We start from the raw sequence: 15080 nt of genomic DNA, 5'->3' as shown, positions 1-15080 counted from the left end.
GCGTGACGATGGCGGCGCGTTGATCGTGTATTGACCTTCGGCGCGTCACAGTAAGGACTCGTTTCGGACTGGCAAAGGTATCTCCATTGCGCGGATTGGCATGAAGAAGTGGACCGTTCTGCCGCGACGCTTCTACCAGCGGCACCCCACCGACGTGGCGCCCGAACTGCTGAACAAGCTGCTGGTGCGCGATGACGGTCGGGCCGGCCGCATCGTCGAGGTGGAGGCATACGCCGGCGACCAGGATCCTGCGGCGCATTCGTACCGCGGAATGACCGCGCGCACCGCCACGATGTTCGGTGAGGCCGGGCACCTCTACGTGTATTTCAGCTACGGCATGCACTGGGGGTCGAATGCGGTCTGCGGTGACGTCGGCCAGGGTTGGGGCGTGCTGCTGCGGGCGCTCGAGCCGGTGGCGGGGCTGGAGCTGATCCGCGAAGCGCGTCCGGCCATCCAGCGCGATCGCGATTTGGCCAGTGGTCCGGGGCGGTTGTCGCAGGCGATGGGTATCACCAAGGCGCTGGATGGTGCGGATCTGGTGCGCAATGACCGTGGCATCCGCATTGTGTCCGATGGAATGGCGCCACCAGAGGCGCCGGTGGTCGGGCCACGTATCGGCATCAGCAAGGCGATCGAGTTCCCGTGGCGCTGGCATGTGCTGGAGCATCTGCATGTGTCGGGACGCACGGCTGCGACGAAGACAGGCGGGACAGCATGAGTCCCTCGCCGTCCACCTCCTCCCCTGCGCGGCGCGTACGGCGCTGGCTGGTGCGGATGTTCGTCCTTGTCGTCTGCATCGTGGCGGCCGGCGTGCTCTGGAACAGCCCGATCGCGGAATCGCCCCGCGCGCTCTGGCGCCTGTCGCAGATGCCAGCCCCAACCGCCCTGCCCGTTCCCGTGGCCGGTGTTTCGGCACGCCAAGTGGCCGATACCTTCGGCGCACCCCGGGGACGCGATCGTACGCATGCCGGCGTGGACATCTTCGCCAAACGTGGCACCGAGGTGCGCAGCGCGACACCCGGCATCGTCGCGGATATCCGTGAGAGTGGTCTGGGTGGCCGCCAGGTGTGGGTGATGGGCCCGGCGCGTGAGCGCTACTACTACGCGCATCTGGACGACTGGCGCGAAGGCCTGGCGCGCGGCGATGTCATCGAACAAGGCGCCGTGCTGGGCTACGTCGGCGATACCGGCAACGCCAAGGGCACGCCGCCGCATCTGCACTGGGGCATCTACGGTGCCGACGGCGCTTACGATCCACTGCCGCTGCTGAAGGCATGGCCGGACGCGCCCTGAGCGCGCGTGCAGGCCCTCTTCACGCTACTCCGCGCCAGGCTAACGCCGGCTCGCCTAGGGTCGAAGACTGTGGTGTCGGCCAGAATGCTCTCGCGGCGCCTCCCATCTACCATGACCCCATCGGAGCCTCCATGACGTTGCGCCCACCCGTTCTCTACCACGCCTCGCTCGAGCACGCCGATGCGGACGAGGCCACCCACATCCGTGAGCTGACCGAAGTGTTCGCGCGCATGGCACTGACGGTAGCCGAACAGGAAGGCCACGCGCACCGCGCCGTGCATGCCAAGGGCCAGGGCCTCTTGAAAGGCCGGCTGCGGGTGCTGGATGAACTGCCGGCGGAGCTGCGCCACGGCCTGTTTGCGCGGCCCGGCAGCTACGACGCGCGGGTGCGGCTGTCCTCGCCGCCGGCCGAGCAGCTCCCCGATTCGGTCTCCACCCCGCGCGCGATGGCGCTCAAGGTGATCGGCGTGCAGGGCGCGCGTGCGGAAGGTGCCGAGGAGCAGCACACGCAGGACTTCCTGATGGTGAACGGCCGCGCGTTCAGCACCCCCGGTGTGGCCGGCTTCCTGCGTTCGGCCAAGCTGCTCGCCGCGACCACCGAGCGGATGCCGCGTACCAAGCGGATGATCTCGGCCACACTGCGGGGTGCGGAGGCGGCGCTGGAGGCGGTCGGTGGCCAGAGCGCCCTGCTCAAAGGCATGGGCGGCGAGCCGCAGCACCATCCGCTGGGGGAGACCTTCTTCAGCCAGGTGCCGTTTCTCTACGGTCCGTACATGGCCAAGTTTTCGTTGGCGCCGATCTCACCTGCCCTGCTCGCACTGACCGGCGACAAAATCGGTTCGGACGAAGATGCGCAGCGCGACGCGGTGGTGGCCTTCTTCACCGACCTGCCCAATCCGGTCGAATGGGAGCTGCGCGTGCAGCTGTGCCGCGATGTGGAGCGCATGCCGATCGAAGATGCGTCGGTTGCTTGGCCCGAGGCGGACAGCCCGTTCCTGCCGGTCGCACGCCTGAGCGTGGCGCAGCAGGAGGCGTGGCAGCCTGACGCCTCGCCGGGCGTCGAGGATGCGCTCGCGTTCGCGCCGTGGCACGCGCTGGCCGAGCATCGTCCGCTCGGCGGCCTGAATCGGGCACGCCGCGTGGTGATGGCCGCCTCGCGTCAGTTCCGCTCGCGATTCAATGGCTGCCCGATCCACGAGCCCGTCGGCTGACACGCGCCGGCCGCGTCACGGATTGCGAAGTACCTTGCTTGCCGCGTCCCGCATGGCAGCCGTGATGCGCTGAAGCGTGGTCGAGCGGATCGCGGCGTGTTGCCAGTACAGCGGCACGTCGATCCAGCGCGCTGGATCCAGCTCGACCACCGCGTTTCTCTTCAGGGCAGCGAGTGCGAGTGACTCGGGGACCAGGCACCAGCCCAACCCGAGTGCGGCGGCCTCGACAAAACCCGTAGACGTAGGCAGGTAGTGCACCGGCGGGGACAGCGTGGCGCGCGTGACAGCGCGTAGATACCGCGCCTGCAGCCGGTCCTTGCGGTTGAACACGATCATCGGGGCAGTGGCCAGGGATGCCGCGCTTACGCCCACACCGAAATACGCCGCTTTGAATGCCGGCGCCGCGATCGCCAGATAGCGCATCGTGCCCAGCGGATGGACATTGCAGCCCTGCAGGGCCTTGGCCTCCGCCGTCACCGCGCCCAGTGCCGAGCCGTCCCGCAGCAGATCCAGCGTGTGGTCCTGGTCGTCCACGCGCAGGTCGAAGGTATCGCCATGCGCAGCATGCAACGCGGCCAGCGCGGGAAGAAACCAGGTTTCCAGCGAGTCGTCGTTGACCGCCAGACAGACGTTGCGATGCCGCACCTCCGCATCCGGCAGGAAGTCGGCGAGCACCTCTTCTTCCAGGGTCTGCATCGGACGTACGCGGCGCAGCAGCTGCTCACCGGCGGGTGTGGGGCGGCACGGTGCCTGGCGCACGATCAGGACCTGGCCGAGACGGTCCTCCAGCGCCTTGATCCGCTGGGAGATCGCGGACTGGGTGAGGTTGAGCCGCCGCGCGGCGGCCTCGAAGCTGCCCTCCTCCAGAACGGCTGAGAACGCGGCGAGTTGGGGATGGAGCAGGCTCATGGCGACCTCGGCATCAGGAATGCTTATCGTGCCACAGGAAATGTAGCTGGGCTTATCCCCCTCCTGCAGCCACCCTGCACGCCCCTTCCGTGGATTTCCCCATGCAGCCAGCTGCCGCCCTCGCCGGATTTTTCGCCGGTGCCGGTCTCATCATCGCCATCGGGGCCCAGAACGCCTTCGTGCTCCGCCAGGGCCTGAAACAGCAGCACGTCGCGCTGGTGGTCGCGGTCTGCGCGGCCGGCGACATCGTGCTGATCCTGCTGGGGGTGGCCGGTATCGGTGCCGCCGTGGCGCGTTTCCCATTGCTGCTCGAGGTCCTGCGCTTCGGTGGGGCGGCCTTTCTCGCGGTATACGGCCTGATGGCAGCGCGCCGGGCCTGGTCCGGCGGTGGCGGGCTTGATGCAGCGGCTGACATGCAGGCGGGATGGCAGCGCACGCTGCTGGTCTGCCTGGCATTCACCTTCCTCAATCCGCACGTCTACCTGGACACGATGGTGCTGCTCGGCAGCCTCTCGACCCGCTACCCGGGCGATGCCCGGTGGCTGTTCGCGGCAGGCGCGTGCCTGGCCAGTGTGTCGTGGTTCACCCTGCTGGGCGTCGGGGCGCGCTGGCTGCAACCGTGGTTCGCGCATGCCAGGGCATGGCGCTGGCTGGACGCGGGCATCGCGGTGTTCATGCTGACGCTGAGCGTGCTGTTGCTGCTCAGGCCCCTGCAGTAACGCCTACGCAGGGGTATGCAGCTCCATGGCCCGCATCACGATGGGCTTCGCCCAGTCCGGGGTCTGCAGCAGCTCGATCGCCGAGGCCGGATAGTGCAGCCCGTTGCGATCCAGCTGCAGCACCGGCAGCGGTTCGGCGCCGTCGGCGTCGGCCGGGGCGCTGTTGTCGTAGACGTGCAGTTCCGCCAGATGCGGCAACAGGGCCAGCAGATTTTCGCGGGAGGAGTCGTAGCGGGCGCGGATCTTGTCGGCGGGAATATCGTGCCCACCGCGACTGACCCGCGCGGCGACGCGTTCCATGTGCAGCTCCACGCTCTGCAGGCCGCAGAACCAGATCGCCACGTCGTGCTGTTCGCACGCCTCACGCAGCAGACGCGGGATGGTGTTGCCGCCCAGCGTGGTTTCGAACGCGAAGTCGGTGCCCTCGTCGATCGCCTGCCGCAGCCGGCGCGCGCCTTCGTTCCAGGCCGCAGCGTTGGCCTCACCCAGCGACCATCCCGTCTCCACCAGGCGGCGGGTGAACGTATCCGGGTTGAACCAGGTCAGGCCTTCTTCTTCCAACCACATGCCCAGCAGCGAACTCTTGCCGGCGCCATTGACGCCGGCCAGTACCAGAATGCGCCCCATCGGTCAGAGGGGGCTGCCGAGGGCGACCTTGCGGCCACGGCGGATCGGCTGACCCAGCACCTTGCCCAGCCCGCCATCGCGGCCCAGGCTGGCCAGCGTGGTATCGAACGCGGCGCGCAGGCGTTCCAGCTCGCCCAGCCGCTCGTCGGCATCGCCACCGGCGGCCTTGGCCAGCAGCTCCTGGTAGGTCTTGATGTCCACGATCACCGCTTCGGGGTGATTGTGGTTGGTGATCACCAGGGCCTGTTTCTCGCGGACGGTCCGCATCAGGCTGGGCCAGCCGCGGGTTTTCACCGACGACGCCGTGGCCTTTTCAAGGCCGGGCAGATCCAGTGGCAGGGTCATGGCACGCTCCAGGACGGGATGGCCCTACTATACCCCTTCTGGCCAAATTGGACATAAATCCCATTTTGGCCAGAAGGGCACCCCGGCAGCCGGTCAGCGGGACATCGAGTACGGCTGCTCCGCGCCCTGCCCCGGCCAGGCCTTGTTCGGCTCGGCCTGGAGGGTGAAGCGCAACTCGCCACCGGCCAGGATGTCCTCGTGGCGCAGGAAGGTGCGCTGCAGCGGCTGGCCATTGAGCGTCACCGAGCCGACGTAGTCATGGCCCTTGCCCAGCCCATCGGTGACGATGGTGAAGGTCTTGCCGTTGGGCAGGTGCAGCGCCGCCTTGGGCAGGAATGGGCGCCCGATGATGTACTCGCCGCTGCCCGGCGCCACCGGATAGAAGCCCAGCGCGGTGAACACGTACCACGCCGACATCTGGCCCAGGTCGTCATTGCCGGCCAGACCGTCGGGGCGGTCGGCGTACTGGGTGTCCATGATCTGTTTCAGGCGGGCCTGGGTGCGCCACGGCTGGCCGGCATGGGCGTACAGGTAGGCCACGTGGTGGCTGGGCTCGTTGCCGTGCGCGTACCAGCCGATCAGGCCGGTGATGTCTTCCATGTGCTCGAAGATCGCGGGGTCGACCTTGGCCTCGAACACCTGGTCCAGACGGGCCAGCAGCGCGTCGCTGCCCCCATGCGCGGCGGCCAGGCCGGCCACGTCGTGCGGCACATACCAGGAGTACTGCCAGGCGTTGCCTTCGGTGTAATCCGTGCCGTAGCCGCTGGCGCTCGGATCGAACGGCGTGCGGAAGCTGCCATCGCGCTTGCGCGCCCGCATGAACCCGGTGTCCTTGTCATAGGCATTGCGCCAGTTCGTGGCGCGCTTCTCGAACTCGGCGGCGACCTTGGTGTTGCCCATCGCCTTGGCCATGCGCGCGATGGTCCAGTCGTCGAAGGCATATTCCAGCGTCTTGCTGGCGGCCTCGCCTTCTTCATCGATCGGCACCCAGCCCAGTTCGCGGTACTGCGCGATGCCGTCGTACGGGCCGTAGTTCGCGGTGGCCACCATCGCCGCCAGCGCCTTGTTCTCATCGAACCCGCGGATGCCCTTGAGGTAGGCATCGGCGATCACCGGCACGGCGTGGTAGCCGATCATGCACCAGGTTTCCTGGCCGTGGAACGCCCATACCGGCAGCATCCCGTAGGCGCTGTTGTGCTGGTGCGCGAGCAGCGAATTGATGAAATCGCTGTTGCGCTTCTCCGGCTGCACCAAAGTCAGCAGCGGATGCAGGGCGCGGTAGGTGTCCCACAGCGAGAACGTCGAGTAGTTGGTATAGCCCTCGGCGCGGTGCACGGCATTGTCCGCGCCGCGGTACTGGCCATCGCTGTCCATGAACACGGTCGGCCCGAGCAGGCTGTGGTACAGCGCGGTGTAGGCGCTGCGGCGGTCGTGCTCGGGGCCGTCGATATCCAGCACCGACAGCGCCTGCGTCCACTGCGTTTTAGCCTCGGCACGGACACGGTCGAAATCGAAGCCCGGTACTTCACTCTCCAGGTTGGCGATCGCACCGGCCTCGCTGACCGACGAAATCGCCACCGTCACCACCAGCGGCGTGTCCAGCGTGCCGAAATCGAAGGTGCCGACCAGCTGGCGCCCTTCAATCTGCGCACGCTGGGCCGGGCTCTGGTGCCCCGGCGGCGGGAAGCCCTTGTAGGCGATGTCGGTCTCGGTGTTGTGGAATGCGTGACCGGTCAGCGGCCGCGAGAAGCGCATCGCGAAATACAGTTGCCGGCCCGGTGCCCAGCCGCGGGTCTCGCGGAAGCCGGTGATGGTGCCGTCCTCGCGCGCGCGCAGGCGTGACCACATGATCTTGCCCGGGTAGTCGTAAAGACTGGTGCGCAGGTCCAGCAGCACGCGCGCGGGCTGCTGGGCCGGATAGGTATAGCGATGCACGCCGACGCGGGTGCTGGTGGTCAGCTCGGCGCGGACCTTCGGATCATCCAGGGTGACGGCGTAGTAGCCCGGCTCGGCGCGCTCGTCGTCGTGGCGGAAGCGCGAGGTGTAGCCGCTGCCGGGTTTGTCCGGGTCGCCCCGCTCCAGGCTGGCATCGGTGCGCACCGGCATCAGCAGCACATCGCCCAGGTCGGAATGGCCGCTGCCGGAAAAGTGCGTGTGCGAGAAACCGACAATGCTGGTGTCGTCATGCCGGTACCCCGCCGCCCAGCCATACGCCTTCTCGCGCGGCTGGATGCGGGTGTCCGGGCTGAGCTGCACCATCCCGAATGGAACGGTCGCGCCGGGGTAGGTGTGCCCCTCCCCGGCCGTGCCGATGAACGGATCGACCGCCGCATAGGCACGTTCGCCGAGCGTCGCTGGTGCCGCCGTGGCCGTGCCGGCCACCAACATCGCCCCTACCGCGAGCCCCAACCACCGCACCGTCCCCGTTTTTGTCATGGCGTTGAATTTAGATCGATTCAGGTGAGCTCGATCCTAGCACTGGCGCGGCCGGGTCGCATGTTGCGGTGCGGGTGTTGGCGGCGCCGGGCCGACCGCCGGCGGCGAGCCACGCAGCGGCATCCCGGCCGTCTAACGCACGAACAGCATGGTGATCACGCCGATCACCGCCGCGCCCATCAGGTAGTGCGCACGCACCAGCGGCCAGCGTCACGATGATGAAATGACTTACGGATCGCGCTCCAGCGCATCGATCAAGGGCGCAAGATCTTCCCTCTCCTGCGGCCGTACCGCCCGCGCGATTTCCTGGCCGTACTTAAGCAGGATCACGGTCGGCCACAGCTTCACCGCGAAGGAGCGGCCGAGTGGCCGCCCCTTCCCGTCTTCCACCTTCAGATGCGTGGTGTCGTAGCCACCGAGGAACTTCTGCAGCAGCGGCTGTGCGGCGCTGCAGTGGCCACACCAGCCCGTGCCGAACTCCAGCAGCACCCAGCCGCTGCCTGCATCGAGATCGGCGCGGGTGATGTCGGCAGGGCTGTACTCACGAACGAAGGCCATGGACGCTTCCCTCAGGAGGACAGAGCGCGCTGGATGTCCTCCAGCGGCGCGTTGGTGTAGTCCTTGGCCAGATCCTTGATCAGGCGCTCCTGGGTTTCCTTGTGCAGCAGCGGACGGATGCGGCCCAGGGTCTGCGGATCGGCGATCAGGATCAGGTGTGCGTAGCGGTTCTTCAGCGCATCTTCGTTCAACTGCGCGGCCACCTGCTTGGCGAAGGTCGCCTCGTTGAGCTGGGAGATGCTCATCTCCTGCGGCACCGAGCCGGACGGCCCCTGCCCGGACGCGCCGGTATCGCTGACGGCCTGCAGCTGCAGTTCCCCCTCCTGCTTGAGTTGCAGCTTGTGCGCGGTGCCGACGTTGGTGAACACGCGGGCCGAGCCGCCATCGGCTACAACGACCAGGGTACCTTCGGGAATCTGCTGACTCATCATCTACTCCTTATGGGGAAAACCGAGCGCGGGTGCACTCGGGTTCCACCGTAGGCAACGGCATGTAAGCACCGTGCATACGGATGTATGCACAGCGTATGCAGGCCCTGTGCGCCCTACTCCCCCGGGGATGCCGGCAGCGGCATCTGCAGGTGCCTGGAGAAGAAACGCGCCATCACCCGGTAGGCCTGCTGGCTTTCCGGCAAGCGCGCGTCCAGGTGGAAGGCGTGGCCCAGGCCGTCCCAGACGTGCAGGTCCGACGCGCGACCGAGGTCCACCAGCCGGGAGTGGGTGTAGGCGACGTTGCTCATTTCGGCCGCGCGGGTGGCGGTGATGAACAGCGTGGGCGGAAACCGGGCCAATACCGCATCGGAAAACACCGGCGACACCAGCGGATCCCGGAAATCGACCTTGCCGTAGTACAGGTCTTCCATGATCGGCAGCGTGCCATCGGCATGCGGCAGCAGGGCATCGGTGACCGCCGCGGCTACATAGCGCGAGTCGCCGCCGTAACGGGCATCGCCGCCGGCGCAGAACAACCCGGCCGCGGCCGGCATCGGCAGCTTTTCCTTGTCGAACCACGCCAGCGATTCGCCGGTCAGCACGCCGCCGGCCGAGCAGCCGAACAGGCCGATGTGCTGCGCGGGCATTTTTTCCAACGCGGCACGATATACCGCCGCGACATCCTCGCTGGCGGCCGGGAACTGGTGCTCGGGCCCCTGCCGATATTCAACCGCCAGCACCGTGGCACCGGTCATCGCCGCCACCGGGATCGCCTCGAGCAGGCCGAGACTGTCCGCACGCCCGAACACGAAGGCACCGCCATGCAGCTCGATCAGCAGCCGCCGCTGCGCCGGGTCGGTGGGTGCACTGCGCGGCTCGACCCGCACCACGGGCACGCCGTTCCAGCGTTCATGGTGCAGCTCAACCGGATAGCGCTCGCGCAGCGCCTGGATTTCTCCGTAGGCCCACGCGTCCGCGCCCTTGCGGATCGCTGCCAATTCCTTGAGCACGGTGGCGTTGTCCATCTTTGCGACGGGGTCGCCGTTGACCACCGCGCTTCGCATCGCCGCCTGTGCTTCAGGACTCAGGTAGGGCGAGAGCGGTAAAGCGAATTCGGGGACGTTCCGCACGCCTTCCACGGTTGACGGTGCGGGAGTGGCCGCCATGACGGTCCCGCTGACAGCCAAGCACAGCGCCATCGGCGCGATCTTCCCGGTCCACCCCATCTTCCGCACTCCCTTGTGATATCGGATCACAGAATAGTCGTTGCCTCACCGCAGACGCTACGCAGCAGGGCCGGGATTCCATCGACTGATACGGTTCGCCAGGCGCACAGGCGACGGGGCGTTTAGCCGAGCCTGAACCCCGCACCCGGGCGGTGGTCGATCATTACGGTGTAAAATTCGTCGTTTTAACCGGAACAATGGCCAAAACCGCGCAACGGACGCCTGTCCCGGGCCCGGCCTTCATCCGGCTGCTGGCCCGCCTCGCCGAAAGCAACCTGTCCTCGGCGGGCCCGGCCCTGTCCGACCGGCTCAGCGAGTGGGTGGACTGGACGCGGGCGGTCACCTTGTCCAAGGCGCTCGATGGCCGGCTCCCGCCTGCGGTGGAAGGCCCGGATTTCGACGCCGACGAGGATGCCGACTGCCAGCGGATTCGCGCGACGCTGGAGGCCAGCATTGTTCAGGAACCTGAGCCTGGCAGGCCGCCTCGCCGGGTGGTCGACGCCGGCAGTGCCGAAGCGTCCAGCGATTACACCGTGTTCCGCGAGCGCTACATCACCCTGCAGCGCTCGATGCTCGGTGCCACCAGCCGTCTGCGTGGCCGTCTGCGCGACATGTTGACCCGCATCTCGCCCGAGATGGCCAGGCTAGCCGAAGTCGATGCGCTGATGGAACAGACCCTGAGCGCGCGCGAGCACAGCCTGCTGGCCAAGGTGCCGGTGCTGCTCGGCGTGCATTTCGAACGCCTGCGCGAGGCCGGCAGCGACGATGCCTGGCGCGAGGTGTTCCGCCGCGACATGCAGAGCCTGCTGCTGGCCGAGCTGGATCTCCGTTTTCAACCGATCGAAGGCCTGCTTGCAGCGCTTCGCACCCAATAACCGGGACGTCATGTTCAGAACCAGTCTTCACTACGTAGTTTTCCTGCTTGGCCTTGTGGCGGTGTGCTGGATCGGGGCGGGGTATGCCAGCACCCATCCGGTCGGCTTCGCGATCGCCCTGCTGATCGCCGTCTGCTACCTCGCCGGTGGCCTCGAGCTGTATCGCTATCGGCAGGCGACCGCCTCGCTTGCGTCGGCCAGCGCCAGTGCGGGTACGGCAGGCGCAGGGCTCGCCGCTTGGCTCGGCCAGTTGCATCCCAGCCTGCGCAACGCGGTGCGCCTGCGCGTGGAAGGCGAACGGGTCGCCCTGCCCGGTCCGGTGCTGACGCCGTACCTGGTCGGCCTGCTGGTGCTGCTGGGCATGCTCGGCACCCTGCTCGGCATGATGGCCACCCTGCGTGGCACCGGCCTGGCACTGGAGAGCGCGACCGACCTGCAGGCCATCCGTGGTTCGCTGGGCGCGCCGGTGGAAGGCCTCGCGGTAGCGTTCGGCACCTCGATCGCCGGTGTCGCCACCTCCGCCATGCTCGGCCTGCTCTCGGCGCTGTGCCGGCGTGAGCGCCTGGAGGCGGTGCAGCGGCTGGACGTGGAGATCGCGACCACCCTGCACACGCACTCGCAGTCCTGGCAGCGCAATGAAGCCTTCCGGCTGCTGCAGCAGCAGGCCGAGCTCATGCCCGCGCTGGTGGATCGGCTGCAGGCCATGACGGCCGCGATCGAACAGCAGAGCAGCGCCTCCGGCGAACGGCTGCTGGCCAACCAGCAGAGTTTCCACGCCAAGGCCGACGAAGAGTACGCACGCCTGACGGCCGCGATCGAGCAGTCACTCAAGGACAGCGTCGCCGAAAGCGCACGCGCGGTAGGTGCGGCGTTGCAGCCGGTGATGGACACCACCCTGGCCGGCATCGCCCGCGCCAACGCTGCCATGCACGAGACGGTGACCGAGGCAGTGCAGCGCCAGCTGGCCGGTCTGACCGAAGGCTTCGATGCCAGCCGCGTCGCCAACGCCGCGTCCTGGCAGGCCGCGCTGGACGGCCAGCAACAGACCAATGCCACGTTGACCGCCGACCTGCGCGCCGCGCTGGACGGATTCGCCGCGCAGCACGATCAACGCGCGCTTGGCCTGCTCGACGCGGTCTCCGCGAAGCTGGTCAGCAGCGCTGACGGTTGGCAGGCGGCCCAGTCCGCACAGCAGCAGACCAATGCAGCCATGGCGGCCGAACTGCGCAGTGCACTGGCCAAGTTCGCCGAGCAGCATGGCGAGCGCTCCAGCGCCTTGCTCGAGGCAGTCTCCGCCGAGCTCAACACGATTGCGACGCGCTGGCAGGATGCCCAGGCCGCGCAGCAACAGACCCATGCCGCGCTGACTGCCGAACTGCGCAGCGCGCTGTCCAGCTTCACCGAAACGCATGACGCCCGGGCCGCTGGATTGATCGACTCGGTCGGCAGCCGCATGGACGCCACCACGGCGCAGATCGCCGAGGCATGGCAGCAGGCCCTGGCCCGCCAGGACGCGGCCGCAACGGCACTGAGCGAGCGTCATCAACAGGCGCTGGATGCCGCCGCCGCGACGCTGCAGGCGCAGGCGGTGTCGCTCGGCGACGCGATGCAGCAGTCGCATGCCCAGCTCCAGGACGCCCTGGAAGCGCGCGATCAGCAGCGTCTGAGCGCGTGGACCGAGGCCTTCACCGGCATGAGCGCCCGCCTCGGCGAACGCTGGGAGCAGACCGGCGACAGCGTGGCCCGTCGCCAGCAGGAGATCTGCGACACCCTCGCCCGCACCGCCAACGACATCACCCAGCAGGCCCAGGCGCACGCCAGCGAGACGATCAGCGAGATCTCGCGCCTGGTCCAGGCCGCTTCGGAAGCGCCCAAGGCCGCGGCCGATGTCGTCGCCGAACTGCGCAGCAAACTGTCCGACAGTCTGGTCCGCGACACCGCTACGCTGGAAGAACGCAGCCGCCTGCTGGCGACCGTGGAGACCCTGCTGGATGCGGTCAACCACGCCGCCAACGAACAGCGCGTCGCCGTCGATGCACTGGTATCGACCTCGGCCGAGCTGCTGGACCGGGTCGGCACCCGCTTCACCGATCACATCGAAGCCGAGACCGGCAAGCTGGGCAGCGTGGCCGTACAGGTCACCGGCAGCGCGGTGGAAGTCGCGAGCCTGGCAGATGCGCTCGGCAGTGCCGTGCAGTCCTTCGGGACGGCCAGCGACGGCCTCAACGAGCGGCTGGCCCAGATCGCCGCCTCGCTGGACGGGTCGCTGGCACGCAGTGACGAGCAGCTTGCCTATTACGTGGCCCAGGCGCGCGAGGTCATCGACCTCAGCGTGCTCTCGCAGAAGCAGATCATCGATGAGCTGCAGCAGCTGGCCGGCCGCCGCAGCAGCAAGGCCGGAGCCGCCTCGGCATGAGCGACGAGATCGAAGTCGAAGCCGACGGAGGCGCGCCGATCTGGGCCGCCTTCGGCGACCTGATGTCGGTGCTGCTCGGTGCGTTCGTACTGATCCTGGTCGGCGTGGTCGCGCTGCAGTTGGAGCTGACCAACCGGCTGGATGAGGAGGTCAAGCAGCGCCAGGCCGAAGTGCAGCGCCGGCAGACGCTGGAGCAGGCACTGGCCGGCCCGCTCGCCGCAGGGCGCGTGACGCTGGTGGATGGCCGCATCGGCATCCGCGGCAATGTGCTGTTCGCCCTGAACTCCGACACGCTGCAGCCCGAGGGCGTCGACGTCCTCAAGAGCCTGGCCGGGCCGCTGAAGGGCTACCTGGCCTCGCGCGAGGAAATCCTCATGGTCAGCGGCTTCACCGACGACCAGCAGGTGCGCGATGGCAACTGGCGCTTCGCCGACAACTGGGAGCTCTCCGCCGAGCGTGCATTGACCGTGACCCGCACCCTGATCGCCGAAGGCGTGCCGTCGGATGCGGTGTTTGCCGCGGCGTTTGGCTCGGAGCAGCCGGTGAGTTCCAACGCCGACGAGGATGGCCGCGCCAAGAACCGCCGCGTCGAAATCGCCCCGATCCCGAAACCCAAGGCGAGCAAGGCCGCGGATGCCCCGTAACCCTGTTGCAACCGCTGAGATTCTCGAGAACTGGCGAGCGGACAAGCTCGACGGGCTGGACCGCACGCGTTTTGCGGTGATCGAGGCCCTGCATGCCCGCGCACAGATGCATGACGGTGAGGTGCGGGCGCTGTTGCAACGGAAGCTGGACGCGTTGGTCGCGGGTTACGCTGAGCGGGTTGCCGATGCGTCGGCATCGCTGACATCCGAGCCGGGCCTGTCATCGGGTCGCATCGGCCTGCAGGCGCTGGTCACGGAATTAACGGGGCAGCACAGTGCTGCGTATCCGGAATTGCCGGTGCTGGGCGAGGTCCGGGCGACGTGGGCCAGGCTTCGCAATGCCAGCCAGCTCAAGGAATCCCTGGCCCAGATGCCCACCAATGGGGGGCCGTTGAACTCCGGTGTACTGGTCCATCGCGCCCTGACGCTGATGAAAGAGACCTCACCCGGTTACCTGACGCATTTCATGGCGTACCTGGATGCGCTGTCGGGCATGGAGCACCTGCATCAGTGGGGCGTGCTGGTGGCGACGCCGAAGGTGGTGCCGCGTGGGGCGAAGCCGCGGCGGCCGCGTGCGGGTAAGGCGCCGGGCTGATCGAAGCGTCGAGAACGCCCTATGTACGTCTACGCCTCCACGCGCGGCGGGACAGGGTGAGCGCTACTGCGACGGCAAGATAGAACAGCACGGTGAGCAAACGCCCGGCCGGAAGCACGAAGAACATCACCTCGGAATCTGGCCTGAAGAACGGCTCGCCCATCCAGCTGCCAAGCGGCAGGTAATACATCTGATGCAGGGTGAACCAGACCACGTTGTCCAACCCATGGGCCGCGAACCAGAGCAGCCATGGCAACCCTATCCAGCCACAAAGCACTGACCATCCGAGCACGACGTCCCTGAGTGCAATCATCTCAAATCACCGTCCCGGAGGAAGTCCTTCGGTTTGACGCCCAGGCGAATCACGTTCCTCAGTATGCCCAGATGGGCATCACCAAAGAGCAACGAGAATCCTACCGTCGTATAGAAGATCAGAAGCGCTGCCGGGACCGGGAGTGCGCGAACGATGCTCCCACAGTCACGGTTCCACGCAAGCAGCACGCCGACACCGACCAGTTCAACCGCGACCACCGCACCGAGCACGCGTCCAACCCATGATGCAGGCAGCTTCACCAGGCCCCTCGATGCAAACTTGAACCTCGAGTACACCATCAGCATCAATACAGCCACATACATCGCCGCCAGTACGCTCGGCGGGTAGGCGTCGAGCGGGCAACTCATGCTAACCAGGTTGCGCGCAAGTACGAAGCAGGCAACAAACGCTGCCGCAATCGCTGCAAGCTTCAGAGATCGCGCAATGATCAATTCTGCGTACATTGGCATATGTGGGGTTTT

The 15080-nt window shown here is 67.4% G+C and carries 17 protein-coding genes; 8 read left to right on the top strand and 9 right to left on the bottom strand.

Annotated features, from left to right (window positions below; all coding sequences use genetic code 11):
* The first annotated feature begins 100 nt into the window (after positions 1-100).
* The 3 genes from HDC96_RS04015 to HDC96_RS04005 all read left to right on the top strand — a co-directional run bounded on the left by HDC96_RS04015 (position 101) and on the right by HDC96_RS04005 (position 2504).
* Positions 101-718 (top strand): DNA-3-methyladenine glycosylase, encoded by a 618-nt coding sequence (locus tag HDC96_RS04015; RefSeq protein ID WP_179458845.1) that lies wholly within the window; start codon positions 101-103, stop codon positions 716-718.
* Entirely contained in the window at positions 715-1293 is a 579-nt protein-coding gene (locus tag HDC96_RS04010; protein WP_179458844.1) for a M23 family metallopeptidase, read from the top strand. Before HDC96_RS04015 ends, HDC96_RS04010 begins: the two co-directional genes overlap by 4 nt.
* Positions 1294-1424: 131 nt before the next feature.
* On the top strand, positions 1425-2504 hold the full coding sequence (locus tag HDC96_RS04005) for a catalase family protein (RefSeq protein ID WP_179458843.1): 1080 nt from the start codon (positions 1425-1427) through the stop codon (positions 2502-2504).
* 15 nt (positions 2505-2519) lie between these two features.
* Here the strand turns inward: HDC96_RS04005 and HDC96_RS04000 are convergent, their stop codons facing one another.
* Positions 2520-3413, bottom strand: coding sequence for a LysR family transcriptional regulator ArgP (locus HDC96_RS04000; protein ID WP_179458842.1), 894 nt, complete (start codon positions 3411-3413; stop codon positions 2520-2522).
* Positions 3414-3514: 101 nt separating this feature from the next.
* Between HDC96_RS04000 and HDC96_RS03995 the strand changes: the two genes are divergently transcribed.
* A complete protein-coding gene (locus HDC96_RS03995; protein WP_179458841.1) occupies positions 3515-4132 on the top strand; it encodes a LysE/ArgO family amino acid transporter in 618 nt (205 codons plus the stop codon).
* A gap of 3 nt (positions 4133-4135) precedes the next feature.
* Here the strand turns inward: HDC96_RS03995 and HDC96_RS03990 are convergent, their stop codons facing one another.
* From HDC96_RS03990 to HDC96_RS03965, 6 genes are all read right to left on the bottom strand, one after another.
* A complete protein-coding gene (locus HDC96_RS03990) occupies positions 4136-4759 on the bottom strand; it encodes an AAA family ATPase (RefSeq protein WP_179458840.1) in 624 nt (207 codons plus the stop codon).
* A 3-nt stretch (positions 4760-4762) separates the two neighbouring features.
* On the bottom strand, positions 4763-5104 hold the full coding sequence (locus HDC96_RS03985; RefSeq protein WP_179458839.1) for a type II toxin-antitoxin system prevent-host-death family antitoxin: 342 nt from the start codon (positions 5102-5104) through the stop codon (positions 4763-4765).
* A 93-nt stretch (positions 5105-5197) separates the two neighbouring features.
* A complete protein-coding gene (locus HDC96_RS03980; RefSeq protein WP_257018582.1) occupies positions 5198-7492 on the bottom strand; it encodes a GH92 family glycosyl hydrolase in 2295 nt (764 codons plus the stop codon).
* 276 nt (positions 7493-7768) lie between these two features.
* Entirely contained in the window at positions 7769-8098 is a 330-nt protein-coding gene (locus HDC96_RS03975; protein ID WP_179458837.1) for a thioredoxin family protein, read from the bottom strand.
* A gap of 11 nt (positions 8099-8109) precedes the next feature.
* Positions 8110-8526, bottom strand: coding sequence for a host attachment family protein (locus HDC96_RS03970; RefSeq protein WP_179458836.1), 417 nt, complete (start codon positions 8524-8526; stop codon positions 8110-8112).
* Positions 8527-8642: 116 nt separating this feature from the next.
* Positions 8643-9728 carry an alpha/beta hydrolase fold domain-containing protein gene (locus tag HDC96_RS03965; RefSeq protein WP_179459605.1) on the bottom strand — a complete coding sequence of 362 codons (1086 nt, stop codon included), beginning with the start codon at positions 9726-9728 and terminating at the stop codon, positions 8643-8645.
* 224 nt (positions 9729-9952) lie between these two features.
* Here HDC96_RS03965 and HDC96_RS03960 point away from each other — a divergent pair, with 224 nt between their 5' ends.
* Genes HDC96_RS03960 through HDC96_RS03945 form a run of 4 tightly spaced genes read left to right on the top strand, consistent with a single transcriptional unit; the run spans position 9953 to position 14285 of the window.
* A complete protein-coding gene (locus HDC96_RS03960; protein ID WP_179458835.1) occupies positions 9953-10630 on the top strand; it encodes a DUF3348 domain-containing protein in 678 nt (225 codons plus the stop codon).
* A gap of 10 nt (positions 10631-10640) precedes the next feature.
* On the top strand, positions 10641-13046 hold the full coding sequence (locus tag HDC96_RS03955; RefSeq protein ID WP_179458834.1) for a DUF802 domain-containing protein: 2406 nt from the start codon (positions 10641-10643) through the stop codon (positions 13044-13046).
* A complete protein-coding gene (locus HDC96_RS03950; protein ID WP_176988844.1) occupies positions 13043-13690 on the top strand; it encodes an OmpA family protein in 648 nt (215 codons plus the stop codon). The genes HDC96_RS03955 and HDC96_RS03950 overlap by 4 nt, the downstream gene beginning before the upstream one ends.
* Entirely contained in the window at positions 13680-14285 is a 606-nt protein-coding gene (locus tag HDC96_RS03945; RefSeq protein WP_179458833.1) for a DUF2894 domain-containing protein, read from the top strand. The genes HDC96_RS03950 and HDC96_RS03945 overlap by 11 nt, the downstream gene beginning before the upstream one ends.
* A 19-nt stretch (positions 14286-14304) precedes the next feature.
* On the opposite strand, the gene HDC96_RS03940 is transcribed toward HDC96_RS03945, so the two are convergent.
* The gene (locus tag HDC96_RS03940) at positions 14305-14598 is read right to left on the bottom strand and encodes a hypothetical protein (RefSeq protein ID WP_179458832.1); all 294 of its coding nucleotides are present in this window, start codon (positions 14596-14598) and stop codon (positions 14305-14307) included.
* Positions 14595-15062, bottom strand: coding sequence for a hypothetical protein (locus HDC96_RS03935; RefSeq protein ID WP_179458831.1), 468 nt, complete (start codon positions 15060-15062; stop codon positions 14595-14597). Before HDC96_RS03935 ends, HDC96_RS03940 begins: the two co-directional genes overlap by 4 nt.
* Positions 15063-15080 lie beyond the last annotated feature (18 nt).

This window comes from Stenotrophomonas sp. JAI102 (assembly GCF_013409105.1).
Lineage (GTDB): Bacteria > Pseudomonadota > Gammaproteobacteria > Xanthomonadales > Xanthomonadaceae > Stenotrophomonas > Stenotrophomonas maltophilia_AA.
Note: the sequence above shows the minus strand (reverse complement) of the source record. Positions and strands in the feature narration are given on the sequence as shown.

Excerpts from the sequence above, each read along its gene's own strand:
- HDC96_RS03980 (WP_257018582.1), bottom strand. The coding sequence starts at position 7,492 with ATGTTGGTGGCCGGCACGGCCACGGCGGCACCAGCGACGCTCGGCGAA.
- HDC96_RS04000 (WP_179458842.1), bottom strand. The coding sequence starts at position 3,413 with ATGAGCCTGCTCCATCCCCAACTCGCCGCGTTCTCAGCCGTTCTGGAG.
- HDC96_RS03970 (WP_179458836.1), bottom strand. The coding sequence starts at position 8,526 with ATGAGTCAGCAGATTCCCGAAGGTACCCTGGTCGTTGTAGCCGATGGC.
- HDC96_RS03935 (WP_179458831.1), bottom strand. The coding sequence starts at position 15,062 with ATGTACGCAGAATTGATCATTGCGCGATCTCTGAAGCTTGCAGCGATT.
- HDC96_RS03990 (WP_179458840.1), bottom strand. The coding sequence starts at position 4,759 with ATGGGGCGCATTCTGGTACTGGCCGGCGTCAATGGCGCCGGCAAGAGT.
- HDC96_RS03955 (WP_179458834.1), top strand. The coding sequence starts at position 10,641 with ATGTTCAGAACCAGTCTTCACTACGTAGTTTTCCTGCTTGGCCTTGTG.
- HDC96_RS03965 (WP_179459605.1), bottom strand. The coding sequence starts at position 9,728 with ATGGCGCTGTGCTTGGCTGTCAGCGGGACCGTCATGGCGGCCACTCCC.
- HDC96_RS03950 (WP_176988844.1), top strand. The coding sequence starts at position 13,043 with ATGAGCGACGAGATCGAAGTCGAAGCCGACGGAGGCGCGCCGATCTGG.
- HDC96_RS03985 (WP_179458839.1), bottom strand. The coding sequence starts at position 5,104 with ATGACCCTGCCACTGGATCTGCCCGGCCTTGAAAAGGCCACGGCGTCG.
- HDC96_RS03995 (WP_179458841.1), top strand. The coding sequence starts at position 3,515 with ATGCAGCCAGCTGCCGCCCTCGCCGGATTTTTCGCCGGTGCCGGTCTC.
- HDC96_RS03945 (WP_179458833.1), top strand. The coding sequence starts at position 13,680 with ATGCCCCGTAACCCTGTTGCAACCGCTGAGATTCTCGAGAACTGGCGA.
- HDC96_RS04005 (WP_179458843.1), top strand. The coding sequence starts at position 1,425 with ATGACGTTGCGCCCACCCGTTCTCTACCACGCCTCGCTCGAGCACGCC.
- HDC96_RS03940 (WP_179458832.1), bottom strand. The coding sequence starts at position 14,598 with ATGATTGCACTCAGGGACGTCGTGCTCGGATGGTCAGTGCTTTGTGGC.
- HDC96_RS04010 (WP_179458844.1), top strand. The coding sequence starts at position 715 with ATGAGTCCCTCGCCGTCCACCTCCTCCCCTGCGCGGCGCGTACGGCGC.
- HDC96_RS03975 (WP_179458837.1), bottom strand. The coding sequence starts at position 8,098 with ATGGCCTTCGTTCGTGAGTACAGCCCTGCCGACATCACCCGCGCCGAT.
- HDC96_RS04015 (WP_179458845.1), top strand. The coding sequence starts at position 101 with ATGAAGAAGTGGACCGTTCTGCCGCGACGCTTCTACCAGCGGCACCCC.
- HDC96_RS03960 (WP_179458835.1), top strand. The coding sequence starts at position 9,953 with ATGGCCAAAACCGCGCAACGGACGCCTGTCCCGGGCCCGGCCTTCATC.